Origin of the sequence: Methylopila musalis, assembly GCF_042679725.1 — a bacterium.
Taxonomy (GTDB): domain Bacteria; phylum Pseudomonadota; class Alphaproteobacteria; order Rhizobiales; family Methylopilaceae; genus Methylopila; species Methylopila musalis.
In genome coordinates this window covers 1-22842 of record NZ_JBHTMX010000012.1, presented here as the reverse complement: position 1 = coordinate 22842, position 22842 = coordinate 1, and the positions used below count along the sequence as shown (strand labels likewise).

General features: G+C 70.2%; 25 protein-coding genes, 1 tRNA gene and 1 pseudogene. 6 read left to right on the top strand and 21 right to left on the bottom strand.

Annotated features, from left to right (window positions below; genetic code table 11):
- Nucleotides 1-178 precede the first annotated feature (178 nt).
- The 8 genes from ptsN to ACFQ4O_RS03405 all read right to left on the bottom strand — a co-directional run bounded on the left by ptsN (nucleotide 179) and on the right by ACFQ4O_RS03405 (nucleotide 6206).
- Nucleotides 179-643, bottom strand: coding sequence for a PTS IIA-like nitrogen regulatory protein PtsN (ptsN, locus tag ACFQ4O_RS03440; protein ID WP_378774245.1), 465 nt, complete (start codon nucleotides 641-643; stop codon nucleotides 179-181).
- Between the two features lie 86 nt (nucleotides 644-729).
- The gene (gene hpf, locus ACFQ4O_RS03435) at nucleotides 730-1317 is read right to left on the bottom strand and encodes a ribosome hibernation-promoting factor, HPF/YfiA family (RefSeq protein WP_378774244.1); all 588 of its coding nucleotides are present in this window, start codon (nucleotides 1315-1317) and stop codon (nucleotides 730-732) included.
- A gap of 181 nt (nucleotides 1318-1498) precedes the next feature.
- Nucleotides 1499-3037 carry an RNA polymerase factor sigma-54 gene (rpoN, locus tag ACFQ4O_RS03430; protein WP_378774243.1) on the bottom strand — a complete coding sequence of 513 codons (1539 nt, stop codon included), beginning with the start codon at nucleotides 3035-3037 and terminating at the stop codon, nucleotides 1499-1501.
- A 141-nt stretch (nucleotides 3038-3178) separates the two neighbouring features.
- Entirely contained in the window at nucleotides 3179-3967 is a 789-nt protein-coding gene (gene lptB, locus ACFQ4O_RS03425; RefSeq protein ID WP_378774261.1) for an LPS export ABC transporter ATP-binding protein, read from the bottom strand.
- Between the two features lie 46 nt (nucleotides 3968-4013).
- Nucleotides 4014-4616, bottom strand: a complete 603-nt coding sequence (locus ACFQ4O_RS03420) for an LptA/OstA family protein (protein WP_378774242.1) — start codon at nucleotides 4614-4616, stop codon at nucleotides 4014-4016.
- A gap of 38 nt (nucleotides 4617-4654) precedes the next feature.
- Nucleotides 4655-5350, bottom strand: a complete 696-nt coding sequence (gene lptC, locus ACFQ4O_RS03415) for an LPS export ABC transporter periplasmic protein LptC (RefSeq protein ID WP_378774241.1) — start codon at nucleotides 5348-5350, stop codon at nucleotides 4655-4657.
- A 28-nt stretch (nucleotides 5351-5378) separates the two neighbouring features.
- On the bottom strand, nucleotides 5379-5993 hold the full coding sequence (locus tag ACFQ4O_RS03410; protein WP_378774240.1) for a ribonuclease D: 615 nt from the start codon (nucleotides 5991-5993) through the stop codon (nucleotides 5379-5381).
- 128 nt (nucleotides 5994-6121) lie between these two features.
- A tRNA-Leu gene (locus ACFQ4O_RS03405) sits at nucleotides 6122-6206 on the bottom strand.
- Between the two features lie 159 nt (nucleotides 6207-6365).
- Between ACFQ4O_RS03405 and ACFQ4O_RS03400 the strand changes: the two genes are divergently transcribed.
- Nucleotides 6366-7358, top strand: coding sequence for a complex I NDUFA9 subunit family protein (locus ACFQ4O_RS03400; RefSeq protein WP_378774239.1), 993 nt, complete (start codon nucleotides 6366-6368; stop codon nucleotides 7356-7358).
- Between the two features lie 49 nt (nucleotides 7359-7407).
- Here ACFQ4O_RS03400 and ACFQ4O_RS03395 read toward each other — a convergent pair whose 3' ends face one another.
- The 5 genes from ACFQ4O_RS03395 to mscL form a co-directional block, all read right to left on the bottom strand.
- A complete protein-coding gene (locus ACFQ4O_RS03395; protein ID WP_378774238.1) occupies nucleotides 7408-7677 on the bottom strand; it encodes a BQ00720 family protein in 270 nt (89 codons plus the stop codon).
- A 4-nt stretch (nucleotides 7678-7681) separates the two neighbouring features.
- Nucleotides 7682-8137, bottom strand: coding sequence for an Hsp20 family protein (locus ACFQ4O_RS03390; RefSeq protein ID WP_378774237.1), 456 nt, complete (start codon nucleotides 8135-8137; stop codon nucleotides 7682-7684).
- Between the two features lie 207 nt (nucleotides 8138-8344).
- Nucleotides 8345-8470, bottom strand: a complete 126-nt coding sequence (locus ACFQ4O_RS03385; protein WP_378774236.1) for a hypothetical protein — start codon at nucleotides 8468-8470, stop codon at nucleotides 8345-8347.
- 108 nt (nucleotides 8471-8578) lie between these two features.
- Nucleotides 8579-9196, bottom strand: a complete 618-nt coding sequence (locus ACFQ4O_RS03380) for a glutathione S-transferase family protein (protein ID WP_378774235.1) — start codon at nucleotides 9194-9196, stop codon at nucleotides 8579-8581.
- An 11-nt stretch (nucleotides 9197-9207) separates the two neighbouring features.
- Nucleotides 9208-9636: a large conductance mechanosensitive channel protein MscL gene (gene mscL / locus ACFQ4O_RS03375; protein ID WP_378774260.1), complete on the bottom strand. Its 429-nt coding sequence runs from the start codon at nucleotides 9634-9636 to the stop codon at nucleotides 9208-9210.
- Nucleotides 9637-9810: 174 nt separating this feature from the next.
- Here mscL and ACFQ4O_RS03370 point away from each other — a divergent pair, with 174 nt between their 5' ends.
- A complete protein-coding gene (locus tag ACFQ4O_RS03370) occupies nucleotides 9811-13311 on the top strand; it encodes a PAS domain-containing hybrid sensor histidine kinase/response regulator (protein WP_378774234.1) in 3501 nt (1166 codons plus the stop codon).
- A gap of 170 nt (nucleotides 13312-13481) precedes the next feature.
- On the opposite strand, the gene ACFQ4O_RS03365 is transcribed toward ACFQ4O_RS03370, so the two are convergent.
- Nucleotides 13482-14150, bottom strand: coding sequence for a response regulator transcription factor (locus ACFQ4O_RS03365; RefSeq protein WP_378774233.1), 669 nt, complete (start codon nucleotides 14148-14150; stop codon nucleotides 13482-13484).
- A gap of 164 nt (nucleotides 14151-14314) precedes the next feature.
- Nucleotides 14315-14776: a secondary thiamine-phosphate synthase enzyme YjbQ gene (locus tag ACFQ4O_RS03360; protein ID WP_378774232.1), complete on the bottom strand. Its 462-nt coding sequence runs from the start codon at nucleotides 14774-14776 to the stop codon at nucleotides 14315-14317.
- Between the two features lie 121 nt (nucleotides 14777-14897).
- Here ACFQ4O_RS03360 and ACFQ4O_RS03355 point away from each other — a divergent pair, with 121 nt between their 5' ends.
- Complete coding sequence (locus ACFQ4O_RS03355) at nucleotides 14898-15854, top strand: alpha/beta hydrolase (RefSeq protein ID WP_378774231.1); 957 nt, start codon at nucleotides 14898-14900, stop codon at nucleotides 15852-15854.
- Nucleotides 15855-15906: 52 nt separating this feature from the next.
- Here ACFQ4O_RS03355 and fae read toward each other — a convergent pair whose 3' ends face one another.
- Together fae and ACFQ4O_RS03345 are read right to left on the bottom strand one after the other, a co-directional pair.
- Nucleotides 15907-16446 (bottom strand): formaldehyde-activating enzyme, encoded by a 540-nt coding sequence (fae, locus tag ACFQ4O_RS03350; RefSeq protein WP_378774230.1) that lies wholly within the window; start codon nucleotides 16444-16446, stop codon nucleotides 15907-15909.
- A 67-nt stretch (nucleotides 16447-16513) separates the two neighbouring features.
- Entirely contained in the window at nucleotides 16514-17155 is a 642-nt protein-coding gene (locus tag ACFQ4O_RS03345) for a carbonic anhydrase (RefSeq protein WP_378774229.1), read from the bottom strand.
- 261 nt (nucleotides 17156-17416) lie between these two features.
- Between ACFQ4O_RS03345 and mdoH the strand changes: the two genes are divergently transcribed.
- From mdoH to ACFQ4O_RS03330, 3 genes are all read left to right on the top strand, one after another.
- Nucleotides 17417-19336, top strand: coding sequence for a glucans biosynthesis glucosyltransferase MdoH (gene mdoH / locus ACFQ4O_RS03340; protein WP_378774228.1), 1920 nt, complete (start codon nucleotides 17417-17419; stop codon nucleotides 19334-19336).
- An 86-nt stretch (nucleotides 19337-19422) separates the two neighbouring features.
- Nucleotides 19423-19989 (top strand): NifU family protein, encoded by a 567-nt coding sequence (locus ACFQ4O_RS03335; RefSeq protein WP_378774227.1) that lies wholly within the window; start codon nucleotides 19423-19425, stop codon nucleotides 19987-19989.
- A gap of 157 nt (nucleotides 19990-20146) precedes the next feature.
- Nucleotides 20147-20857, top strand: coding sequence for an alpha/beta fold hydrolase (locus ACFQ4O_RS03330; RefSeq protein ID WP_378774226.1), 711 nt, complete (start codon nucleotides 20147-20149; stop codon nucleotides 20855-20857).
- Between the two features lie 39 nt (nucleotides 20858-20896).
- On the opposite strand, the gene recR is transcribed toward ACFQ4O_RS03330, so the two are convergent.
- From recR to ACFQ4O_RS03310, 4 genes and pseudogenes are all read right to left on the bottom strand, one after another.
- Entirely contained in the window at nucleotides 20897-21502 is a 606-nt protein-coding gene (recR, locus tag ACFQ4O_RS03325; protein WP_378774225.1) for a recombination mediator RecR, read from the bottom strand.
- A gap of 28 nt (nucleotides 21503-21530) precedes the next feature.
- Nucleotides 21531-21965 carry a hypothetical protein gene (locus ACFQ4O_RS03320; protein ID WP_378774224.1) on the bottom strand — a complete coding sequence of 145 codons (435 nt, stop codon included), beginning with the start codon at nucleotides 21963-21965 and terminating at the stop codon, nucleotides 21531-21533.
- Nucleotides 21966-21979: 14 nt separating this feature from the next.
- Nucleotides 21980-22300, bottom strand: a complete 321-nt coding sequence (locus ACFQ4O_RS03315; RefSeq protein WP_378774223.1) for a YbaB/EbfC family nucleoid-associated protein — start codon at nucleotides 22298-22300, stop codon at nucleotides 21980-21982.
- Between the two features lie 15 nt (nucleotides 22301-22315).
- Nucleotides 22316-22842, bottom strand: a pseudogene (locus tag ACFQ4O_RS03310) (DNA polymerase III subunit gamma/tau); the annotation flags it as partial.

Here is a 22842-nt window from a genome sequence, read left to right as displayed (position 1 = left end):
ACGCGGTGGGGCGCAGACGCTTGCCTTTCCCTTGTCCCGGCCTTGAGCCGGGACCCAGAGACACTGAGTTTCCAGAACAGGCCGCGACGACCGGGACGCTTTATCCTCGACGCGTCGGCGTGTCTGGGTCCCGGCTCAAGGCCGGGACAAGTATGGGGCCTGCGCCCACCCCCGCGCGTCAGGCCGCGTTGGGGGCGGCGATCTGGGTGAGGACCACGTGGAGCGCGGCGGCGTCGCGGGAGGCGCGGAGCTTTTGCGCCACCGCGGGATCGCGCAGCAGGCGCGCCACCCGGGCCAGCGCCTTCAGGTGGTCCGCGCCTGCGGTTTCGGGCGCCAGCAGCAGGAAGGCGAGATCGACCGGCTCGCCGTCGAGCGCGTCGAAGTCGATCGGCCGCTCCAGCCGTGCGAACAGGCCGAACAGCCGGTCGAAGCCCGGGAGCTTGCCGTGGGGAATGGCGATGCCGGCTCCAACGCCGGTGGAGCCGAGGCGCTCACGCTGCAGCAGCGTGTCGAAGATGTCCCGCTCCCGCAGCCCGGTGAGGTCGGCGGCCTTGGCCGCGAGCTCCTGAAGGGCCTGCTTCTTCGAGTTCACCTTCAGCGCCGGCAGGATCGCGTCGGGCGCGACGAGGTCGGCTAGGGGCATCGTGCGTCGTCACCTCGACTGCGCGGAAAAGCGTTCGGCGACGTCGCGGCCCTTTCGGGACCGCGGCGCCGCCGCCGCCTCAAACCTCAGTGGCCGTCAGCCGCGCCGTTTCCAGGCTGCGGATCGATCCAGCCGACGTTACCGTCGGCACGGCGATACACCATGTTGATGCGTCCGTGAACAGCGTGACGGAAGACGACCACAGGCGCGCCGGTGAGATCAAGCTCCATCACGGCGAAGCCCACCGTCATGCGGCGGAGCGCGGTGGTGGTCTCGGCGACGATCACCGGGCTCCAGCCCTCCTCCTCCACCTCGGAGGCGTCGTCGGGCGATTCGAACACCACGTAGGGCGCGAGATCGGACTCGCTCTGGGTGTCCGCGTGGTGGTCGCGCAGGCGCTGCTTGTAGCGGCGCAGGCGGGTCTCGATGCGGTCGGCCGCCTGGTCGAAGCTGGCGTAGGCGTCGGCCGCCGCGCCCGCCGACTGGAGCACGATGCCGCTGTCGAGATGCAGCGAGCATTCGGTCCGGAACCCGGCGCCGTCCTTGGCCACGGTCACGTGGCCGGAGAATCCGCCGCCGAAATACTTGGTCATGGCGTCGCTGATGCGATCCTGAACCTGCCCGCGAAGGGCTTCTCCGATGTCGAGGTTCTTGCCGGAGACGCGTAGGCTCATGAGGTCCGCTCCTTCGAGTCGGCGCCGGCCGGACAGACCCAAGCCGGCGCACCACGACGACCTTCAGCGCATGCCGCGCGGGCCGCCTTGACCTCAAGTGGTAAGAGTCGGCGTCGGCGAAGTCAATCAGCCCAAAGAGAGCCGACATCATCCTTAAGCCAATGAAATATAAAAGATAAAATCAGCGGGAGCCGGCCTTGAGAGCCGCCGCTTTCTCTCTACGCCGCTGCACCGACGAGGGGATGCGCAGGCTCTCCCGGTATTTCGCCACCGTGCGGCGCGCGATTTCAACACCGGCGTCGTGCAGCCGCTTCACGATGGTGTCGTCGGACAGCACGTCGTCGGCAGTCTCCGCGTCGATCATGGCGCGGATGCGGTGGCGCACCGCCTCCGCCGAATGGGCGTCGCCGCCGTCCGCGCTCGCGATCGCCGCGGTGAAGAAGTATTTCAGCTCGAACACGCCGCGCGGCGTCGCCATGTATTTGTTGGCCGTGACGCGGGACACGGTCGATTCGTGCATGCCGATGGCGTCCGCCACCATGCGCAGGTTCAGCGGCTTCAGATGCGCCACGCCATGGGCGAAGAAGCCGTCCTGCTGGCGCACGATCTCGGTCGCGACCTTGAGGATGGTGCGCGCCCGCTGCTCCAGGCTGCGGGTCAGCCAGTTCGCGGTCTGCAGGCAGTCGGTCAGGAAGCTTTTTTCGGTGTCGGTCTTCGCCGCCCGCGACACCCGCGCGTAATAGGACTGGTTCACCAGCACCCGCGGCAGCGCCTCCGCCACCAGCTCCACGTGCCAGGAGCCGTCGGGCGCGGCGCGCACGGTGACGTCCGGCGTCACCGGGGGCGCGAGCTCCGCGCCGAAGGCGTGGCCGGGCTTCGGATCGAGCCGCCGGATCTCCGCCAGCATGTCGGCGATGTCGTCGTCGTCCACGCCGCAGGCGCGCCGCAGCGCCGCCATGTCCCGGCGGGCGACCAACTCCAGATTGCCGAGCAGCGCCGCCATGGCGGGGTCGTAGCGGTCGCGCTCCCTCAGCTGGATCGCGAGGCATTCCGCGAGCGAACGCGCCCCGACGCCGCTCGGCTCGAAGCCGTGGATCACCCCGAGCACCCGCTCCACCTGCGCCACCGGCGCCGACAGCCGCTCCGCCACCTCCTCCACGCTTTCGCGCAGGTAGCCGGCCTCGTCGATCAGGTCGATCAGGTGCAGCCCGATCAGCCGCTCCACCGGATCGGTGATCGCAAGCGACAGCTGGGCCTCCAGATGGTCCGCGAGCGTGGCGCGGGCCGCCACATAGGCCTCGAGGTCGGCGCTGTCGCCGGCGGCCGGCGCGCCGACGCCAAGCTGCGACCAGTCGCCGGGCTCCGGCGGCGCCTCGACCGCGGGTCCGGGATCGCGCGGGGCGTCGTCTGGGAACACGTTGCCGAAATCGACGTCGAGCCGGTCCTCGATCTCGGAGCGGGAGCCCGTGTCGCCGTCGCTCCAGTCGGCCGCCTCGCCGGCGGCGGCGGGCTCGGGTTCGGGGCCGTCTTCGGCCGCGGCGGCGGCCGGACGGTCGTCGGCCTCCTCCCGCTCCAGCAGGGGGTTCTGCTCCAGCTCGTTCGCCACATAGGCCGACAGGTCGAGGCTCGACAGCTGCAGCAGCTTGATCGCCTGCATCAGCTGCGGCGTCATCACCAGCGACTGCGACTGCCGTATCAGCAGCTTGGGCGTCAGGCTCATGAAGGCGACGGCTTTCCGACACGACGTGTCGCCGACCCGCCGGAACGCGACGCGTTGCGGCGACGCCCCCGCGTCATCGGCCCGCGCCGTCTCCCCCGACGACATGGGCCGATTCTTGCATGGGAACCGGCTTGCCTACAGTTAAAGCCGAAATTCCTCGCCGAGGTAAAGTCGCCGCACGTCGGGATGGGCCACGACTTCGTCAGGAGCGCCCTCCATCAGCACGCGGCCGGCGTGAATGATGTAGGCGCGGTCGATCAGGCCGAGCGTCTCGCGCACGTTGTGATCGGTGATCAGCACGCCGATGCCGCGGTTGGTGAGGTGGCGCACCAGCTGCTGGATGTCGCCCACCGCGATCGGGTCGATGCCCGCGAACGGCTCGTCCAGCAGCATGAAGCTCGGACGGCTCGCCAGCGCCCGGGCGATCTCCACGCGGCGGCGCTCGCCGCCGGAGAGCGCGATCGACGGCGCCTTGCGCAGCCGGGTGACGCCGAACTCGTCCAGCAGCGCGTCGAGGTCGCGCTCGCGCTGGCGGCGGTCGGGCTCGACCACCTCCAGCACGGCGCGGATGTTGTCCTCCACCGACAGGCCCCGGAAGATCGAGGCCTCCTGCGGCAGATAGCCGACGCCGAGCCGCGCCCGCCGGTACATCGGCAGCCGGGTGACGTCGTTGCCGTCGAGCTCGATGCGGCCGCGATCCGCCGGCACCAGCCCGGTGATCATGTAGAACACGGTGGTCTTGCCGGCGCCGTTCGGCCCGAGCAGCCCCACCGCCTCGCCCCGGCGCACGGACAGGCCGACGTCGTGCACCACGGCGCGGGAGCCGTAGCTCTTGGCGAGGCCGCGGGCGACCAGCGCGCCCTCGCCGCCGCCCACGGACGGATGGCTCTCGCCCGTCTCCGACGCGCGGCCGAACATACGCGAGATCATGTTCACGCGGCGTCTCCCCTGCGCGGGGCCCCGAAGCCCGAAGGGCTCAACGGCCGCCCTCGCGGTTGCCGGGCTTGAACACGCCCTGCACGCGCCCGCCGCCGCCGCCCGCGCTCTCGATGCGCGAGCGCTGGGTGGTGAGGTCCACATGCAGCCGGTCGCCGCGAATCACGTTCTCGCCCTGGGAGACCACCACGCCGCCGGTCAGCGTCACGGTGTTGGACGGCATGTCGAACACGCCGCGCTGGCCGGTGGCGCGCTGGTCCTTCGAGGTGACGACCACGTTGCCCTCCGCCTCGAGCCGGCGGATGTCGCGCCCTTGCGGCGCGGCCGGGGTGCCGGCGGGGCCGCTGGTGGCGCCCTGCGTCGGGCGCGACTTGTCGGCCGCGGGCGCGGCCGGCTTGTTCTGGTCGCCGTAGTAGAAAATCGTCAGCTGCTTGGAGCGCAGGGTCGAATCGCCCTGCACCACCTGCACGTTGCCGCTGAAGATGGCGGCCTGGTCCTTCTCCCGCACCTCGAGATTGTCGGCCTCCACGTTCACCGGCTCGTTGGAGCGGCCGGAGAAGCCCTCGAAGGCGCTCGTGACCGACTGGGCGGCCGCGGCGGAGGTCAGCAGCAGGCTGGAGGCCAGCACGAAGGCGATGCGCATGACGTGATCCTCAATCCATGTTCCGCCGCTTTCGGCGCTCATTGCCCCGGCGATCCCACCGAGTCGACGGCGCCGCGCAGGGCCTCCCCGCTCGCCGCGCCCCGCTTCAACGTCATCTTCACCCGACCGGAAAACAGCATGCGGTCGCCGCTGTCCAGCACCTCCATGCGATCTGCGCTCAAGGTCGACCCCCCAAGCAGGATCTCGACCGGCTTTTCGGACACGATCCGGCCGGTTTTCAGCTCCGCGCGGGCGGATTGAAGCCTCGCGTCGTCGCCCTTGTCGGAAATGACGTGGACGTCCTGATCGAGGTTCAGCACCTGCGCGTCGGCTTCGTAAAGCCCTTCCTTCGAGCTCAGCCGCGCCCAGCCGCCGTCCGTGAGCTCGATCTCGGCCTGAAGCTCGTCGAGCCCCACGCGGTTCGGGTCGGCGATGGTCTGGCGCGCGGTGCGGGCGCTGACCTCGTAGGCGCGGTTCTGCCCGTTGAAACCGCGCATGCGCGGCGCGTCCATGGCGACCGTCGGCCCGCCGACGCCGATGCCGGCGGTGTCCACATGCACCTCGCCCGACAGCGGCTGCAGCAGCGCCGCGACCGCGGTGGCGACCACCGCGAGCGCGGCCGCGGCAGGCGCCGCGAGCCGCAGCAGCCTTACGCGCCGCGAGTGCCGCTCGGCGTCGAGAAAGGCCCCGGCGTCCCGGCGGCCGTCATGGGCGATGGTGGGGGAGGACGCCAAAACCGCTACCGATTCGAAGGCTCTGAGCTCACATATGGGCGAAGATGTCGGTCTCGGCCCATCCGGCGAGATCGAGGGCGGCGCGGACGGGCAGGAAGGCGAAACACGCCTGCGCGAAGGCGCCGCGTCCCTCACGCTCGAGCAGCGCGTCGAATCTGGCGCGCAGGGCGTGCAGATGCAACACGTCGCTCGCCGCATAGGCGAGCTGCGCGTCGGTCAGGTCCCGCGCGCCCCAGTCCGACGACTGCTGCTGCTTGGAGATTTCGACCCCGAGCAGCTCGCGCACGATGTCCTTGAGGCCGTGGCGGTCGGTGTAGGTGCGCGTGAGCTTCGAGGCGATCTTGGTGCAGTAGACCGGCTCGGTCATGACCCCGAAGGCCTTGTAGAGCGCCGCCACGTCGAAGCGCGCGAAATGGAACAGCTTCGTCACCGACCGGTCGCGCAGCAGGCGCTCCAGATTCGGCGCGGAGGTCTGGCCGGGCGCGATCTGCACCAGATCGGCCGATCCGTCGCCGAGCGAGAGCTGGACGAGGCAGAGGCGATCGCGATGGGGGTTGAGGCCGAGGGTCTCGGTGTCGATGGCGACGGAATCGCCCGCGGCGTAGTCGTCGGGCAGGTCGCCCTGATGAAGCCGGATCGTCATGTCTCGCCAATCGATGCCAGCGCTGCGGTCGATCGGCGAAAGAGGGAGAGGTGCGCCGCCGACCGGCGCGTTCCAAACGAAAACGTCCGGCGCCGCGATTTCGTGATCGCGACGCCGGACGTCTTATGTGGTGCCCAGGAGAGGACTCGAACCTCCACGGTGTTACCCACACGGACCTGAACCGTGCGCGTCTACCAGTTCCGCCACCTGGGCTCGGGGTGGGTGATATTGGCTGGGCGCGGGCCTGTCAATGGCATGTCACGCAGGTTTCGCATCCTCCGCGTCATACGGCCGCGCGGCTCGCTTTACGGCTTTCGGACGATGCTCTACCTGTCGTCCGCAGGTTCGAACCGTTCCACGAAGGCTCCCGCCATGAGCGACGCGCGCTATCCCCGCCCGGTCGGCGACAAGCTGGTCACCGTGTTCGGAGGCTCCGGCTTCATCGGGCGGCACGTGGTCCGCGCGCTGGCGCGGGACGGCTGGCGGGTGCGGGTGGCCGTGCGCCGCCCCGATCTCGCCGGGCATCTTCAGCCGCTCGGCGGCGTCGGCCAGATCGTCGCGACCCAGGCCAATCTGCGGTATCCCGAATCGGTGGCGCAGGCGGCGCGCGGCGCGACCGCTGTGGTGAATCTGGTCGGCATCCTCGCGGAAAGCGGCAAGCAGAGCTTCGAGGCCGTGCAGGCGCAAGGCCCCCGCACCGCGGCGGAAGCGGCGCAGGAGGCGGGCGCCGCCACCTTCGTGCAGATGTCCGCCATCGGCGCCGATCGCGTCTCCCGCGCCGCCTACGGCCGCAGCAAGGCCGCAGGCGAAGCCGCCGTGGCGGAGGCGTTCCCGGGCGCCGTGATTCTGCGGCCCTCAGTGGTGTTCGGGCCGGAGGACGCCTTCTTCAACCGCTTCGCCGCGCTCGCGCGCATCGCCCCGGCGCTGCCGCTGATCGGCGGCGGCCGCACCAAGCTGCAGCCGGTGTTCGTGGGCGACGTGGCGCGCGCGGTGGCGCTCGCCGCCGCAGGCAAGGCCGACGCGCAGGGCGCCTACGAACTGGGCGGCCCCGAGGTGCTGACGCTCGAAGACGTGCTGCGCTACGTGCTGACAGTGACCGGCCGCTCGCGGCCGCTGATCCCGCTGCCCTTCGGCGTGGCGAAGACGTTGGGCAAGGCGCTGCAACTGCTGCCCAACGCGCCGCTCACCGTCGATCAGGTGACGATGCTCGAGACCGACAATGTGGTCTCGGACGAGGCTGCGGCCGCCAACCGCACGCTGCAGGGCCTCGGCCTTGCGCCGACCTCGGTGGACGCGATCGCGCCGAGCTATCTCTGGAGCTACCGCCGCACGGGCCAGTTCGAAAAGATTCGCGGCGAGGTCTGACGGGATTCGAGCCGTTTCGGCCGGCCTGCGCCGGCCGAATTCGGATGCGTCAATGCACGCTGACGGTGACGAGCTCGTGCTCGCGGGCGCTCTCGATCAGAGCCTCGCGGCTGTCCGCCACCACGATGGGCGAGCCGTCGGCGCCGAGCAGGGCGAACAGCGCCAGACCGGGCTCCAGCTCCGGCGCTTCGGGAAACAGCGCATTGAGCTGCTCGGACTGCATCGGCCTGACATAGGCGATGCGCCCGTCGCCGACCGCGGCGAATTCGGCGGCCGTCAGCGGCTCCTTGCGGGCCAGCGCGACAAATCCATTGACCATGACGTCACTCCTTCTCCGCGATGCGGCATGTCTCGTCCCGCGAGGCGATGGCGATCCGGCGCACGGACCGTTTCGGCTCGGGTCGAACGAGGTCGACGACCAGCAGGCCCGTCGCAAGTTCCGCGCCAAGCACCTCCATGCCGTCCGCGAGCAGGAACGCGCGCGCGAACTGGCGGGCGGCTATGCCGCGGTGGAGGAAGTCGCGATCCGGGCGCTCCGCGGGCGGACGCCCACGGATGACGAGCTCGTTGTCGCTGATGGACACCTCGATCTGTTCGGGGCGGAACCCGGCCACGGCGAGCGTGATGCGCAGCCGGTCAGGCAGTCCGTCCCCGGCCGGCAGACGCTCGATGTTGTAGGGCGGGTAGCCGTCCCCACTGCGCGCCACACGTTCGAGGGCCCGTTCGAGGCCGTCGAACCCGAGCAGAAACGGGCTCTGCAAGCTTGTCAGACGCGACATGGATCAAAGTCCTCAGCTTCAAGCGACTTTGACGGGAGCCTCGTAAACAAAGCGCTCCGATCGAAAAAAGAGATGGGAGCGAAGACCTGCGCTTTCAAGCGGCGGCCGGAAGAGCCGAAAACGCGAAACGCCCCGACGACCATCGTCGTCGAGGCGTCCGACAGACCAGCTGAAACGGGATGTGGAGACGGCCGAAGCCGACGCGCCTCAGCGGCGGCGGGAGCGCACCCGCACGGGCACACGCTTCGGCTGCGGCGCCATCGCGGCGGACGCAAGCGCCAGTCCCGCGATCGCGGCGGCCAGCATGACGACGAAAGACACGTCCAAACCCATCACGGCGATGCTCCTGAAGCCAGTTCCACGCCCGGTGACCTCAATTTAGGACCGGTCTCGCAAAACGCAAACCTGCGGACAAAAAAACCTCGCCCACCGTCGACCGCGTCAGCCGCCTTGAGCGCGCGCATAGGCCGGCCGCGCCGCCAGCCGGTCCAGATAGTCCGCGAATCGCTCCGGGTCCGGCAGCTTTCCCCAGGCCCGCACCCACAGCAGGAACGAGCCGATCGCGAGATCCGCCGCGCTGAAGGCGTCGCCGAGCAGATAGGGCCGGCCGACAAGTCCGGCCGCCACGCGGTCGAGCGCGGCGGGAAACGGCGGCCAGCCGACGGCGGACGCCGGCGGCTCGTCCGCGCGGGGGAACACCTCGTCCAGGAGGGACGGCTCGATCACAGCCACGCCGTAGACGACCCAGTTCAGATAGAGCCCGCGCGCAGGGTCGCCGAGCGCGGGCGCGAGGCCCGCGTCGGGAACCGCGTCCGCCACATGGAGCGCGATGGCGGCGCTCTCGGTCACCACCGTCGACCACGACCCGTCCGGCCCGCGATCCACCAGCGTCGGCAGCTTGCCGTCCGGGTTCAGCGCCAGGAACTCCCGCGTCTTGTGGGTGCGGGCCTCGAAATCGTGGTGGACGAGCTCGTAAGGCGCGCCCGTCTCCTCCAGCAGCCAGCGGATGCGCTGGGCGCGCGACTGCGGATTGTGGTGCAGGACGAAGCGGGCGCTCATGGCGTCGGACCTCAGATGCGGGCCTGGGAGCCCGCGAGCAGGTCGCGGATTTCGCCGAGCAGCTTCACGTCGGCCGGGGTCTCCGCCACTTCCGCGGGCTTGGCCTCTTCCTTCTTCTTCAGGCGGTTCACCGCCTTGATGACGAGGAACAGGATGAAGGCGATGATGAGGAAGTTGATGCCAATGGTGAGGAAGTTGCCGTAGGCCAGAACCGCGCCCTGCTTCTTGGCCTCGACCAGCGAGGTGGCGGTGACGTTGGACGACAGGCCAACGAAGTAGTTGGAGAAGTCGAGACCGCCGACGATCGCGCCGACGACCGGCATGAAGACGTCCGCCACCAGACTTTCGACGATCTTGCCGAAGGCCGCGCCGATGATGACGCCGACCGCGAGGTCGACGACATTGCCTTTCATGGCGAATTCTTTGAATTCCTGAACGATGGACATCGGCGAAAGCCCCTGTGTATGCGGTCCCAGCGGGCCGGCGCATGAATTGCCAGCCGGCGGTGGTGACGTTAACGAAGTATTGAAGCTTCAGGCAAGGCGCGTCGCGCGGACCTGAACTCACGGCGGCGCGGACGAACGCGGCGCCGTCCGGCGAGGGGGACGCGGGCAGTGCAGGGTTGGGTCGTCGCCGGGGTGGTCCTGGCCTATTTCGCGGCGCTGCTGGCGCTCGCGGTCTACGCCGACGCCCGGCGTCCGGCATGGCTCTCCGGCCGGCTGCGGCCTCATCTCTACGCGCTCGGGCTCGGGGTCTACTGCACCGCCTGGGCGTTTTACGGCGCGGTGGGATTCGCGGCCACCAAGGGCTGGCTGTTCCTCGCCTTCCTGCTGGGGCCGGCGCTCGCCATCGGCCTGTTCGCGCCGCTGGTCGCCCGCGTCATCCGCATCGCCAAGGCGCAGAACATCACCTCGATCGCCGATCTGATCGCGGCGCGCTACGGCAAGAATCAGCGCGTTGCGGCGCTGGTGGCGGTGGCGGCGCTCGCGGCCGCCCTGCCCTACATCGCGCTGCAGCTCAAGGCGATCGCCCAGTCGCTGAACCTTCTGGTCGGGCTTGAGGGCGCGCCGGTCGATCCGGCGCTGCCGGCCTCGATCGCGCTCGCGCTGTTCGCGGCCCTGTTCGGCGCGCGGCAGGTGCAGGCGGCCGAACGGCATGACGGGCTGATGCTGGCGATCGCAGCCGAAACCGCGATCAAGCTCGCGGCCTTCGTCGTGGCGGGCGTGTTCGTGCTGTTCCACATGTTCGACGGCCCGGCCGACCTGATCGACAAGGCGCGCGCGGCCGAGACGCTGGACCTGTTCGCGGCGCCCCCCGCGCCGTCCGCCTTCCTCGCGATCGTGGCGGTGTCCTTCGCCGCGACGCTCCTGCTGCCGCGCCAGTTCCACGTCACCGTGGTCGAGGCGCACGATCCGGCGGAGACGCGCACCGCCGCCTGGCTGTTTCCGGCCTATCTCGCCGTCATCACGCTGCTGGTGGCGCCGCTGGCGCTGGGCGGCCTGACCCTACTCGGCGAGACCGCGACCGCCGACCCGGACTTCTACCTGCTGTCGCTGCCGCTCTCGGCCGACGCGCACTGGATCGCGACCTTCGTGTTCCTTGGGGGGCTCTCGGCCGCGACCTCCATGGTCATCGTGGAGACGGTGGCGCTCGCCATCATCGCCTCCAACGACCTTGCGATCCCGGCGCTGCTGCGCGGGCGCGGCGCCGCGCTGCCCGACATGAGCCGCCGGCTGCTGATGATCCGCCGGCTTGCCATCGGCGCCATCATCGCGCTCGCCTATGTGGCGCACCGCATGGCGGACGGGGCCGCGCTGGCGCAGCTCGGCCTGCTGTCGCTCGCCGCCACCGCCCAGCTCGCGCCGGCGTTCTTCATCGGGCTGCTGTGGCGGCGCGCGACCGCGCCGGGGGCGGTGGCCGGCATTCTGGTCGGGCTCGCGCTCTGGGGCTGGACGCTGGTGCTGCCCAATCTCGGGCCGCGTCTCGGCCTGCCGAACGCCGTTCTGGCGCAAGGGCCGTTCGACATCGCATGGCTGCGGCCCGAGGCGCTGTTCGGCGGCCCGTTCGCGGACACCTTCTCCCACGGCGTGTTCTGGAGCCTCGCGCTGAACGTGGCGGCGCTGGTGTTCGTGTCGCTGCTGCGCGCCCCGACCGCCATCGAGCTTCAGCAGTCGGACGCCTTCCGCGACGACGGCGCGGCCCGGGAGGACGACGGCGACGCCGCCCCCTTCCGCCCGTGGCGGGCGCGGGTGACGACCGCGGACGTGATGCAGACGGTGGCGCGCTACATCGGGCCGGAGCGCGCCGAGCGCGCCTTTCGCAGCTACGAGGCCGGGCGCGCCGCGCCGCTGGTGGGCCATGGCGAGGTGGACGCCACCACGCTGCGCTTCGCCGAGCGGCTGCTCGCCTCCGCCATCGGCGCCGCCTCGTCGCGGCTGGTGCTGTCCATGCTGCTCAGCCGCCGCAACGTCACCACCCAGGACGCGCTCCAGCTTCTGGACGACGCCTCGGCCGCGCTCCAGTCCAACCGCGACGTGCTCCAGACCGCGCTCGACCATGCGCGGCAGGGCATCACCGCCATCGACAAGGACATGAAGCTCGTCGCCTGGAACCGGGAGTTCCGGGAGCTGTTCGACCTGCCGGAAGAGATGATCTATCTCGGCGTCGGCCTCGACGACATCTTCCGCTTCAACGCCCGGCGCGGCCTCTACGGGCCGGTGCACGAAGAGGAGTTCGTCGCCGACCGCATCCAGCGCTTCGTGGTGCGGCTCGAAACCATGCGCACCCGCCTCCAGCCCTCGGGCCGCGTGATCGAGATCCGCTCCGCCCGCATGCCGGACAGCGGCGTCGTCACCACCTACACCGACATCACCGAGACGGTGGCGGCCCAGCAGGCGCTCGAGGTCGCGAACGAGAATCTGGAGCGCCGCGTGCGCGACCGCACCCGCGAGCTGACCCGCCTCAACCAGGAGCTCGCCCGCGCCAAGACGGTCGCGGACGAGGCCAACATCTCCAAGACCCGCTTCCTCGCCGCCGCGAGCCACGACATCCTTCAGCCGCTGAACGCCGCCCGGCTGTTCGCCACCAGCCTCGTGGAGCGCACCGGCCCGCAGGAGGACTTCGGCCGCCTCGCCCGCAACGTGGACGCCTCGCTCGACGCGGTGGAGGAGATCCTCTCCGCCCTGCTCGACATCTCCCGGCTCGACACCGGCGCGATGCGGCCCGAGCTCTCCACCTTCCGCCTCGACGACATCATCTCCCAGCTTCGGCGCGAATTCACGCCGGTGGCGGAGGAGAAGGGGCTGAAACTGTCGGTGATCAGCACCGGCCTCACCGTGCGCTCCGACCGCCGGCTGCTGCGCCGGGTGCTGCAGAACCTCGTCTCCAACGCCATCAAATACACCCCGCGCGGGCGCGTGATCGTCGGCGCGCGGCGGCTGAAGGGGAAGCTGCGGGTGGAGGTCTGGGACACCGGCCTCGGCATCGCCTCGGGCCAGCAGCAGCTGGTGTTCCGGGAGTTCAAGCGTCTGGAGCAGGGCGCCAAGGTGGCGCCGGGCCTCGGCCTCGGCCTCTCCATCGTGGAGCGCATCGCCCGGGTGCTGGAGCACCCGCTGACGCTGCGCTCCAAGCCCGGCACCGGCTCGGTGTTCGCGATCGAGATGCCGGTCGCGGCTCCCCTGCCCGCGACCGCGCCGACGGAGGCGGTCGCCGCCCCACGCCTGTCGCCGCTGGAAGGCCTCAGCGTGGTGGTGATCGACAACGAGCCCGCGATTCTCGAAGGCATGGCGACGGTGCTCGGCGGCTGGGGCTGCACCGCGCTCACCGCCGCGAGCCAGCGCGAGGCGGAGCAGATGATCCGCAAGCACAAGCTGTTCCCGGACGTGGTGCTGGCCGACTACCACCTCGACGAGGCGGACGGGCTGGAGGCGATCGTGAACCTGCGCTGGAAGCTCGGCCGCCCGTTCCCCGCCGTGCTGATCACCGCCGACCGCTCGCCGGGCCTGCGTGCGCAGGCGGCTGAGAAGGACGTGCAGGTGCTGCCGAAGCCGATCCGCCCCGCGGCGCTGCGCGCCCTTCTGGCCCAGCTGCTGGCGAAGCGCGCCGCCGTCCACTGAAGCGGCGGGCGTCCAATCGAAAACGGCCCGCCGGGGCTATGGCGGGCCAATGGCGAGCCGCCCGGCGGAAGCGGCGGGTCGCACCAACGAACAGGGCCCACGAAAAACGGCGGCCCCGAGGGACCGCCGTCAAAAACCTTGGACGTCTTCGGCTCCGAGGAGCCGCGCGATCAGCTCGCCGCGGCGCGCTCCGGCCACTGGCCGGCTTCGATCTTGGAGGCCGCGATCACCGCCTGGGTGCGGCTTTCGACGCCGAGCTTGGCGAGAATCGCGGAGACATGGGCCTTCACCGTCGCCTCGGACACGCCGAGCTCATAGGCGATCTGCTTGTTGAGCAGGCCCTGGCTCAGCATCATCAGCACCCGCACCTGCTGGGGCGTCAGGGTGCCGAGGCGGGAGACCAGCTTGGCGGAGCCGTCGTCGCTCGGCGCGCTGAGATCAAGGTCCGGCGGCGTCCAGGTGTCGCCGGCGAGAACCACGCGCACCGCGTCGCGCATCTTCTCCACATCCAGCGTCTTCGGGATGAAGCCCGAGGCGCCGAACTCCATGCAGCGGCGGATGGTGGTGGGGTCCTCGTTGGCGGACACCACGACCACCGGCGTCGCCGGATACTGGGCGCGCAGGTACATCAGGCCGGAGAACCCGCTGACGCCCGGCATGGTGAGGTCGAGCAGCACGAGGTCGAACGTGTCGTCCTCGAGGATCTTGGACGCGTCGTCGAACGAGCCGGCCTCGACGATCTCCGCGGCCTCTCCGGCCACGGCCTCCCGGAGCGCCGTGCGGAACAGCGGATGGTCGTCGGCGATCAGAAGTCGGAACGAGGATTCAGAGGTCGTCATGAAAACGTCTTAGCGCTCCGCCGATACCAAAGTCGATAGGTCTAAATCGTCCTAAGGACGAATCTCCGACACATTCGACGCTCGAAGACTGAGAATTACGTCTAAAGGCGACAGATAGCTAGCGGACCTTGCCCCCGCAACGCAACATCGACGCATGGCCATGGTCATCCGCCCGGGCGGGACGCGCCGATGAAGTGCAGCGCGACCTCCCGCTCATGGGGCCGGTCGCGGTGCTCGACCAGATAGACCGCCTGCCACATCCCGAGCGCCGGCGCGCCGCCGATCACCGGGATCGAGAGCGAGACGCCGGTCAGCATCGCCTTGATATGCGCCGGCATATCGTCCGGCCCTTCGAGATCGTGGCGCCAGCTGGCGTCGCGCGGGGCGAGCCGGTCGAGCGCGTCCACGAGGTCGTCGCGCACCTCCGGGCTCGCGTTTTCCTGAACGGTGAGCGACGCCGAGGTGTGCCGCACGAACAGGGTGACGAGGCCGTCTCCCGCGCGCCCCGCCCGCAAATCCTCCGCGATGCGCGCCGTCAGGTCGGTGAGGCCCGGCCCGCGGGTGCGCAGGGTGATTCGCGTCAGGATCTGATGCGGCGCGGGTCCGGCGGCGACGATCTCCGGCATGGCGGGCTCCGTGGTGGCTGGAAGAGACAGCATCGCGCGTTTCGCGCTTGCGGGAAAAGCGCCGCTGGCGCTTCCCTGTGCGCCCGCCTCGCCCGCGCGCCTTGCCCCGGAGCCCCGCCGTATGGTCCTGACCGTCGACCCCGCATTGTTCCGCGCGCCCGCGCCCGAGGAGACGGAGCGGCTGAACGCCCGGCTGATCCGGGGGGCGGCGGCCGCCCCCGATCCGTGGACCATCGGCCCGGAGGCGGTGCGCGCGCGGCGGCGCGACGGCCTCACGCCCTTCATCGGCGAGCCCAGGAGCGCGCGGGCCGAAACCGTGACCGTTCCCGGCCCCGGCGGGCCGCTCGCGCTCCGGATCATCGCGCCGGCGGAGCCCCGCGGGGTCTATCTCCACATCCATGGCGGCGGCTGGACCTTCGGCAGCGCGGACCAGGACGACCCCCGGCTCGACGAACTGGCGGACGGGCTCGGCCTCGCCTGCGTCTCGGTGGAGTACCGGCTGGCGCCGCTTCACCCCTACCCCGCCGCGCCGGACGACTGCGAGGCCGCGGCGCTGTGGCTCGCGGCGGAGGCCGAACGCCGGTTCGGGACCGGCCGGCTGCTGATCGGAGGCGAATCGGCCGGAGCGCATCTCGCCGCCGTGACGCTGCTGCGTCTGCGCGACCGGCACGGGCTGACGCCGTTCCGCGCCGCGAACCTCACCGCCGGCTGCTACGATCTCGGCCTGACGCCGAGCGCCCGCGCGGGCGCGGCGACGCCGGTGCTGACCACGCGCGACCTGCGCATGTTCACCGGCCATTTTCTGCAGGGCGGCGAGGACCGCGCCGCGCCGGACGTCTCCCCGCTCCACGCCGATCTCGCCGGCCTGCCGCCCGCGATCTTCACGGTGGGGACCCGCGATCCGCTGGTGGACGACACGCTGTTCATGGCCGCGCGCTGGGCCGCGGCCGGGGGAGAGGCGGAGCTGAAGCTGTGGCCGGGCTCGGCCCATGTGCACGTGGCGCTGCCGGATCCGAACGCCGGCCCCGCGCGCGCCGCGATCGCGGCCTTTCTGGCGCGCGCTCTGACGCCGGCCTGACGGAACCGCGCGGCGGAAACGGAGACCGCTCCCGCCGCGCGATCGGGCTGTCTCAGTACTCGACGACGCCGTCGAGGGCGTAGTGCTTCACCGTCTTGCGGTTGGCGATCAGCTCGTCGATCGAGGGCTCGCCGGTCATGGCGCGCTTGATGGCGAGCTTGGTGGCCTCGTAGTTGGTCCGATAGAGATCGGCCTTGTCGAGGTTCGCGTCGGTGGCGCAGCGGGGATCAAGCCAGATCGTGATGATCAGGCAGATCTTGTCGGTGATGTCCTTGGGCAGCACGCCCTCGATGACGCTGTCGACGATGGCGTCGCCGGTGGCGCCCTGCACCACGCCGCCGAGCAGCTCCACATACTCGGCGGTGTGGATCGTGGCCTTGGTGGTCATGATCGCCGCCGGGCGGACGAGCTGGTTCAGGTCGCGCACCACGAACATGCGGGTGTGGCCGACCGTCTGGCCGAGGAACGACGCGAAGGCGTGGCCGACCGGGCCGTCGACGGAGCCGATCAGCACCTCGGGCATGGCGTCGGTGTACTGGCCTTCAGCCGCAAGCACCGTGGCCTCGCCGGTGCGGAAAACGATGTCGGTCATGAGTTCAAACTCCAGGTTTGGATTCATCGATCAGACCGGCGCGGCCCCCACCGGCCCGATGCCCATATCACCCCACGGGCACGGCCGACCAGCGGCCGCTCTGCTCGCGGCAGCGCAAACAGCCGTCCCGCACCGCGAAGTGCATGGCCGTCAGCGCCAGATCGCCGGCCTCGACGCGCTCCCGAACCCACGGGAAGGTCATGAGGTTTTCAAGCGTCACGCCGACGGACGCCTCCTCGCCGGCCTGCTGGCGGGCGTCGCCCTCGAGCGTCGGGTCCACGGCCTCGCGGGCGCGGGCGGCGATGCCCATCCAGCCCACCACGAAGTCGGAGGCCTCCGGCGGCGCGCCGTTCAGCAGCGCGTTGACGCCGCCGCAGCCCGCATGGGCCAGCACCACGATGCGCTCCACCTTCAGCACGCGCACGGCGTATTCCACCGCCGCGCTCGCGCCGTGATGCGACTGGTCCGGCGTGTAGGGCGGCACCAGGCCCGCGACGTTGCGCAGCACGAACAGCTCGCCCGGCGCGGCGCCGAGGATCTGCTGCGGATCGACCCGGCTGTCCGAACAGCCGATGACGAGGATGCGCGGCGCCTGGCCTTCGGCGAGGCTTTCGAACCGCTTGCGCAGTTCGGGCCAGGACTCCGCGCGGAAGCGGCGGTAGCCGTCGAACAGCGCGTCGAGCGAGGTGGATGAGCGGGCGTCGGTCATGGGTCGCGGCCTCTTCATGCTGCGGCCGGCGGCGATCTCGCGCACGCGGCGTTCCTGTACAGGCAGAGGTCATAGGGCGGGGCGAAGCGTCAACCGCGCAGACGGTCGCGGAGCATCAACCGTTCGGCCAGTTGCCGCGCCGCAGCGTGCGCCTAATTGATGGGCGGTTCGCCGCCTTAGGAGGCGCGACGCCCCGCCGCGTGTTCCCGGGCTCCCGGATCGGCCGTTCGCCGCCCCGGTCCCCGCCATCGAAAGCGTGACATGAGTTCCACGATCGACAGCTCCCCGGTCGCCCGCTCCGCTCCCTCGCGTCCGTCGGTCCTCCGCGGCCGCACGCCGACCGGAACGCAGTCCACGCTCACCGTCGCGCTGCGGCGGCTCGTGATGGCGACGCTGGTGATCGCGACCCATCTAGCGCTCGGCGTCGCCTTCTGGACCGTGATGGACGTGGACGGCTGGTCGATCGCGGAGATGGCGATGTTCGCCTGTTTCCTGCTGTCGCTGCCGTGGATCGTGATCGGCTTCTGGAACGGGGTGATCGGCTTCCTGCTGCTGCGCTTCAGCCGGGACCCGCTGGCCGCGACCGCCCCTTGCGCGACGCTCGCCGGCCCGGACGACCCGATCACGGCGCGCACCGCGCTGGTCATGTGCGTGCGGCACGAGGACGCCGAGCGCATGATCCGCCGGCTCGACGTGATCCTGCGCAGTCTGGACCGCACCGGCCACAGCGCCCCGTTCGACCTGCACATCCTGAGCGACAGCACCCGCGAGGACGCCGCCGAGACGGAGCGGCGCGCCATCGAGACTTGGCGGGCGGGCCTCGACCGGCCGGGTCGCGTGTTCTACCGCCGCCGCGCGGTCAACGCCGGCTTCAAGGCCGGCAACATCCGCGAGTTCCTGCTGACCCGCGGCGCGGACTACGAGCTCATGATCACGCTGGACGCCGACAGCGTCATGTCCGGCGAGACCATCCTGCGGCTCGTGCGCGTGATGCAGGCCAATCCGAGGCTCGGCATCCTCCAGAGCCTGATGGTGGGCCTGCCGGCCCGCACCGCCTTCGCCCGCATGTTCCAGTTCGGCATGCGCGCCAGCATGCGCTCCTACAGCATGGGCTCGGCGTGGTGGAGCGCCGACGCCGGCCCGTATTGGGGCCACAACGCCGCCATCCGGGTCGCGCCCTTCCGCGACCATTGCGGGCTCGACGATCTGCCGGGCGCGCCGCCGCTCGGCGGCCCCGTGCTCAGCCACGACCAGGTCGAGGCGGTCCTGATGCGCGCCGCCGGCTACGAGGTGGCCGTGCTGCCGGAAGAAGGCGGCTCGTGGGAGGACAACCCGACCTCGCTGCCGGACTTCCTGCGCCGCAACCTGCGCTGGTGCCAGGGCAACATGCAGTATCTGAAGCTGCTGCGCCGTCCCGGCCTGCCGCTGGTGGGCCGGCTTCAGCTTCTGCTCGCCGTGCTGATGTATGCGGGCGCGCCGGCGTGGATCGGCTTCATGATCGCCGGCGCCGTGCAGGCCTTCGGCCCGCCCTCCGTGATCGGCGAGCTCGATCCTCCGGGAACCTTCCCGGTCGGCCTCAGCATCGGCCTGTTCATGACCATGCTGACGCTGACCTTCGCGCCCAAGCTGATGGGCTATCTCGACGTGCTGTCCGACCCGCGCAAGTCCGCCCGCTACGGCGGCGCCTCGGCCTTCGCGCTGTCGGTCGTCGCGGAGGCGCTGTTCGGCTTCCTGCTGGCGCCGGTGATCAGCTTCTCGGTGACGGTGTTCCTGATCGGCCTTCTCGGCTTCGGCGTCTGTGTCGGCTGGGAGGCTCAGGACCGCGACGGCCACCGCGTGGGCTGGGGTGAGGCGGCGGCGAAGCTGTGGCCCGCAACCCTGTTCGGCGTGGCGCTGTCCACGGCGCTCGCCCTCTCCGCGCCGCAGGTGCTGTTCTGGGCCGCGCCGGTGCTGGCGAGCTTCCTGCTCGCGGTTCCCTTCGCGGTGCTCACGTCGAGCGAGACGCTCGGACGGCTCGCGGCGCAGGCGCGGCTCGGCGTCGGCCCCGAGGAGACGCATGCGCCGGCCGAAGTGCGGGCGATCTGCGACGCGCTGCCGCCGCTCGGCGGCTTCGGCGCGCCGCTGGCGCCATTCCGCTTCGACGCGCCGCTCAACGCCGCGCGGCTGCACCCCGCCGATTGACCGTTCGGCCAATCGTCGCCATCTGTTGGAGACAGCACCAACCGTCGCCACGCGCGGCGCGCCCGGACCCCGGAGGCCAGACGGCGATGTTCATCCAGACCGAAACCACCCCCAACCCGGCCACGCTGAAGTTTCTGCCCGGCCGCGACGTGCTGCCCGGCGGCGCGCTGGAGCTGAAGAGCGCGACCGACGCCGACCAGTCGCCGCTCGCCCGCGCCCTGTTCGCGATCGACGGCGTGACCGGCGTGTTCTACGGCGGCGACTTCATCACCGTGACCAAGTCGACCGGCGAGTGGCAGCACCTGAAGCCCGCGATCCTCGGCGCGATCATGGAGCATTATCTCAGCGGCGCGCCGCTGATCGCAGATGGGGCGGCCCCGGCGACAACGGACGGCGACGGCGAGTTCTACGACGAGGCCGATCAGGACACGGTCGACACCATCAAGGATCTGCTCGATACAAGGGTGCGCCCAGCGGTCGCCATGGACGGCGGCGACATCACCTTCCGCGGCTTCAAGGACGGGGTGGTGTATCTCGACATGAAGGGCTCCTGCTCCGGCTGCCCGTCCTCTACCGCCACGCTGAAGCAGGGCATCGAGAACCTGCTGCGGCACTTCGTGCCGGAGGTCGAGGAAGTCCGCCCCAGCGCGTGATTACCCCCTTCTAATGAATTGGAACGCTTCGAAACCGTTTGCGACCGTCGTCCGTACGGACTATTGCGGATGGACGTTGGGATGAGACAGGCTCTTAGAGTCTTTAGTGAGCCCGGCGCGCCGCTGGCGTGGCGGGCTTGCTGTACCGAGATGGGAAATGCTGCAGACGTCTGACATTCTGACGCTGAACGATTCGGCGCAATTGCTTCACTCCGCTGCGCCCCGCGCGAACATCGTCGTGTTCGGCGGTCTGCGCAGCCAGGGCGGCTACAGCATCCCTGCGTTCGAGTTCGTCCACACCTTGCGCGAACTGTCCTACAACGTGCTGTTCGTGAAGGACGAGACGCGTCGTTGGTACAATTTCGGCCTCAAGGGGTTCTCGGACTCCATGGAGGAAACGGCGTCCTCCATCCGCGACGCGGTGGCCGCCCATTTCGACGACGACCTGCCGCTGGTCACGCTCGGCAACTCCATGGGCGGCTACGCGGCGATCTTCTTCGGCGAGCGGCTGAACGCCCATTACGTGCTGTCGCTGGTGCCCCAGACCATCATCTCGGTGGAAGCGCGGCTGCGCCTCAACGACAAGCGCTGGCACGACGATTTCGCCGGCTTCAAGCCGCGCCACCCCGACCTCCGGCACGTGCTGCGCGGCGGCGCCCGCAAGACCCAGATCGTGGTCGGATCGGACTGCATCCCCGACGTCATCCAGGCCGGCAACGTGGCGGGGGCGCGGGGCGTGCATATCGACGTCGTGCCCGGCGCGGGCCATGACGTGACCCGCGTCTGGAAGGAAAAGAACGTTCTTCTGGACAAGATCGCCGGCTATCTCGGCGACAACACCGTGCTCACGCCGGACCTGATCGACTGAGCGCGAACACCCCTGCTGTCCGGGGCGCGACGGCGGGTCTTAGAAGGTGGTGCGGCTGCGGATCGCGGCCGCGAGCGTCCCGTCGTCGAGATAATCCAGTTCGCCGCCCACCGGCACGCCATGGGCGAGGCGCGTCACCTTCACGTCGGCCTCAGACAGAAGGTCGGTGATGTAATGGGCCGTGGTCTGCCCCTCCACGGTGGCGTTGACCGCGAGGATGACCTCCCTCACCTCCGGCGCCCGGGCGCGCTCGATCAGGCCCGCGATGTTGAGGTCCTCCGGCCCGCGGCCGTCGAGGGCGGACAGCGTGCCGCCGAGCACATGGTAGCGGGCGTCGGTGGCGCCCGAGCGCTCCAGCGCCCAGAGATCGGACACGTGCTCCACCACCACGATCACCGAACCGTCGCGGGTCGGATCCCGGCAGATGGCGCAGGGCGACTGGGTGTCGACGTTGCCGCAGGTGGGGCATTCGGACACCCGCTCGCAGGCGATCCGCAGCGCCTCCGACAGCGGCTCCATCAGCCGCTCCCGCCGGGTCACGAGATGCAGCGCCGCCCGCCGGGCCGAACGCGGCCCGAGCCCCGGCAGCTTGGCCAAAAGCTGGATCAGGCGTTCGATCTCGGGACCGGCGGCGGAGCGGGACATGGGCTTATCTGCGCAAGAAGAGGAGAATTCAGATCACGATCGTTCGCTCGAGGCCGCGCTCGAAACTCCAATCCTTCGCAAAACACTCGAATGTGTTGTCTTTCAAATAGAAGAGAAAATGCCGATCGAAAGTGCTAACAGACGTTAACACTTTCCAATCGTCAGGCCACGTCCGACGATGATCCGGTCCGATGATCTCGAAAAATTCACCCCATTTGGGCGCGACACCGGTGTAGCGGCACTGGCCGCGATACCACCCCTCGTCATTGGTCCGGCCGAGCCTCCAAGCCGAGCAGTTCAGAAAGGTAAGGCGACAGGCCTCATCTTCCGCCGCCGCGTAGGCATAGTAATTCAAGAACAGTTTCAGATGAACAGCAGCGCCATCAACTTCGACCTCAGGCATGGGCGAAACTGGATCGGCGTTCCAACCTTCGTTTAGAAGCTTGAAGGCCGGGTTCGCCACGCTGGCTCCCATGCTCAGAACAGCTTGAGGCCGGGCGGGATCGGCAGGCCGGCGGTCACGCCCGCCATCTTCTCCTGCAGCGCGGCTTCGCCCTTGGCGCGGGCGTCCGCGTGGGCGGCGATGATGAGGTCCTCGAGAATCTCCGCCTCGTCCGCCTTCAGCAGCGAGGGGTCGATCTTCAGCGCCCGCAGGTCGCCCTTGGCGGAAAGCGTCACCTGAACCAGCCCGCCGCCGGCGGCGCCCTCCACGGTGACCTGCTCGAGCTCGGCCTGGGCGTCCTGCATCTTCTGCTGCAGTTCCTTGGCCTTGGCCATCATGCCCATGATGTCGCGCATGGCGGGCTCCCTTCGTCAGAAATCCTCGGTCTCGTCGACCGGAGGTAGGGCTTCCGCCGCCGCGGCGTCAAGCGGGTCCGCGGGCGCCTCGGGCGGGCGCACCCGCACGTCCACGATCTGCGCCCCCGGCGCGATGCGGTCGAGAATCGCGCGCACATGGGGATGCGCCTGCACGCCCTCGAGCCGGGCCGCGACCTCGGCGTCCTCGCGCTCGCGGATGGTGGGCGCGCCCTCCCCGGCCGCCACCGCCACCATCCAGCGTTGGCCGGTCCATTCCTGCAGCCGCTTGCCGATCAGGCCCGCGAGATCCGGCGCCGCCTCGGCGGCGGGCTGAAACTCCAGCACGCCGTCCTCGAACCGCACCACCCGCACGTTCCGCGTCAGCGCGGCCTGCAGCACGATGTCCCGCTCCCGCGCGGCGAGCGCGACGAGGTCCTCGAAGCGGGACAGCCGGATCACGGGCGCGGCGACGGCCTTGACGGACTGCGGGACCGGCGCCGCGGCGATCTCGCGCGCGGCCGCGAGCACGGGGCCTGCCCGCA

Excerpts from the sequence above, each read along its gene's own strand:
- ACFQ4O_RS03345 (WP_378774229.1), bottom strand. The coding sequence starts at position 17,155 with ATGACCGACGCCCGCTCATCCACCTCGCTCGACGCGCTGTTCGACGGC.
- fae (WP_378774230.1), bottom strand. The coding sequence starts at position 16,446 with ATGACCGACATCGTTTTCCGCACCGGCGAGGCCACGGTGCTTGCGGCT.
- ACFQ4O_RS03410 (WP_378774240.1), bottom strand. The coding sequence starts at position 5,993 with ATGACGATCCGGCTTCATCAGGGCGACCTGCCCGACGACTACGCCGCG.
- ACFQ4O_RS03420 (WP_378774242.1), bottom strand. The coding sequence starts at position 4,616 with ATGCGCATCGCCTTCGTGCTGGCCTCCAGCCTGCTGCTGACCTCCGCC.
- ACFQ4O_RS03355 (WP_378774231.1), top strand. The coding sequence starts at position 14,898 with ATGGTCCTGACCGTCGACCCCGCATTGTTCCGCGCGCCCGCGCCCGAG.
- rpoN (WP_378774243.1), bottom strand. The coding sequence starts at position 3,037 with ATGAGCCTGACGCCCAAGCTGCTGATACGGCAGTCGCAGTCGCTGGTG.
- ACFQ4O_RS03395 (WP_378774238.1), bottom strand. The coding sequence starts at position 7,677 with ATGGTCAATGGATTTGTCGCGCTGGCCCGCAAGGAGCCGCTGACGGCC.
- mdoH (WP_378774228.1), top strand. The coding sequence starts at position 17,417 with ATGAGTTCCACGATCGACAGCTCCCCGGTCGCCCGCTCCGCTCCCTCG.
- ACFQ4O_RS03335 (WP_378774227.1), top strand. The coding sequence starts at position 19,423 with ATGTTCATCCAGACCGAAACCACCCCCAACCCGGCCACGCTGAAGTTT.
- ACFQ4O_RS03330 (WP_378774226.1), top strand. The coding sequence starts at position 20,147 with ATGCTGCAGACGTCTGACATTCTGACGCTGAACGATTCGGCGCAATTG.
- recR (WP_378774225.1), bottom strand. The coding sequence starts at position 21,502 with ATGTCCCGCTCCGCCGCCGGTCCCGAGATCGAACGCCTGATCCAGCTT.
- ACFQ4O_RS03380 (WP_378774235.1), bottom strand. The coding sequence starts at position 9,196 with ATGAGCGCCCGCTTCGTCCTGCACCACAATCCGCAGTCGCGCGCCCAG.
- lptB (WP_378774261.1), bottom strand. The coding sequence starts at position 3,967 with ATGATCTCGCGTATGTTCGGCCGCGCGTCGGAGACGGGCGAGAGCCAT.
- hpf (WP_378774244.1), bottom strand. The coding sequence starts at position 1,317 with ATGAGCCTACGCGTCTCCGGCAAGAACCTCGACATCGGAGAAGCCCTT.
- ACFQ4O_RS03385 (WP_378774236.1), bottom strand. The coding sequence starts at position 8,470 with ATGGGTTTGGACGTGTCTTTCGTCGTCATGCTGGCCGCCGCGATCGCG.
- ptsN (WP_378774245.1), bottom strand. The coding sequence starts at position 643 with ATGCCCCTAGCCGACCTCGTCGCGCCCGACGCGATCCTGCCGGCGCTG.
- ACFQ4O_RS03315 (WP_378774223.1), bottom strand. The coding sequence starts at position 22,300 with ATGCGCGACATCATGGGCATGATGGCCAAGGCCAAGGAACTGCAGCAG.
- ACFQ4O_RS03400 (WP_378774239.1), top strand. The coding sequence starts at position 6,366 with ATGAGCGACGCGCGCTATCCCCGCCCGGTCGGCGACAAGCTGGTCACC.
- ACFQ4O_RS03390 (WP_378774237.1), bottom strand. The coding sequence starts at position 8,137 with ATGTCGCGTCTGACAAGCTTGCAGAGCCCGTTTCTGCTCGGGTTCGAC.
- ACFQ4O_RS03360 (WP_378774232.1), bottom strand. The coding sequence starts at position 14,776 with ATGCCGGAGATCGTCGCCGCCGGACCCGCGCCGCATCAGATCCTGACG.
- ACFQ4O_RS03365 (WP_378774233.1), bottom strand. The coding sequence starts at position 14,150 with ATGACGACCTCTGAATCCTCGTTCCGACTTCTGATCGCCGACGACCAT.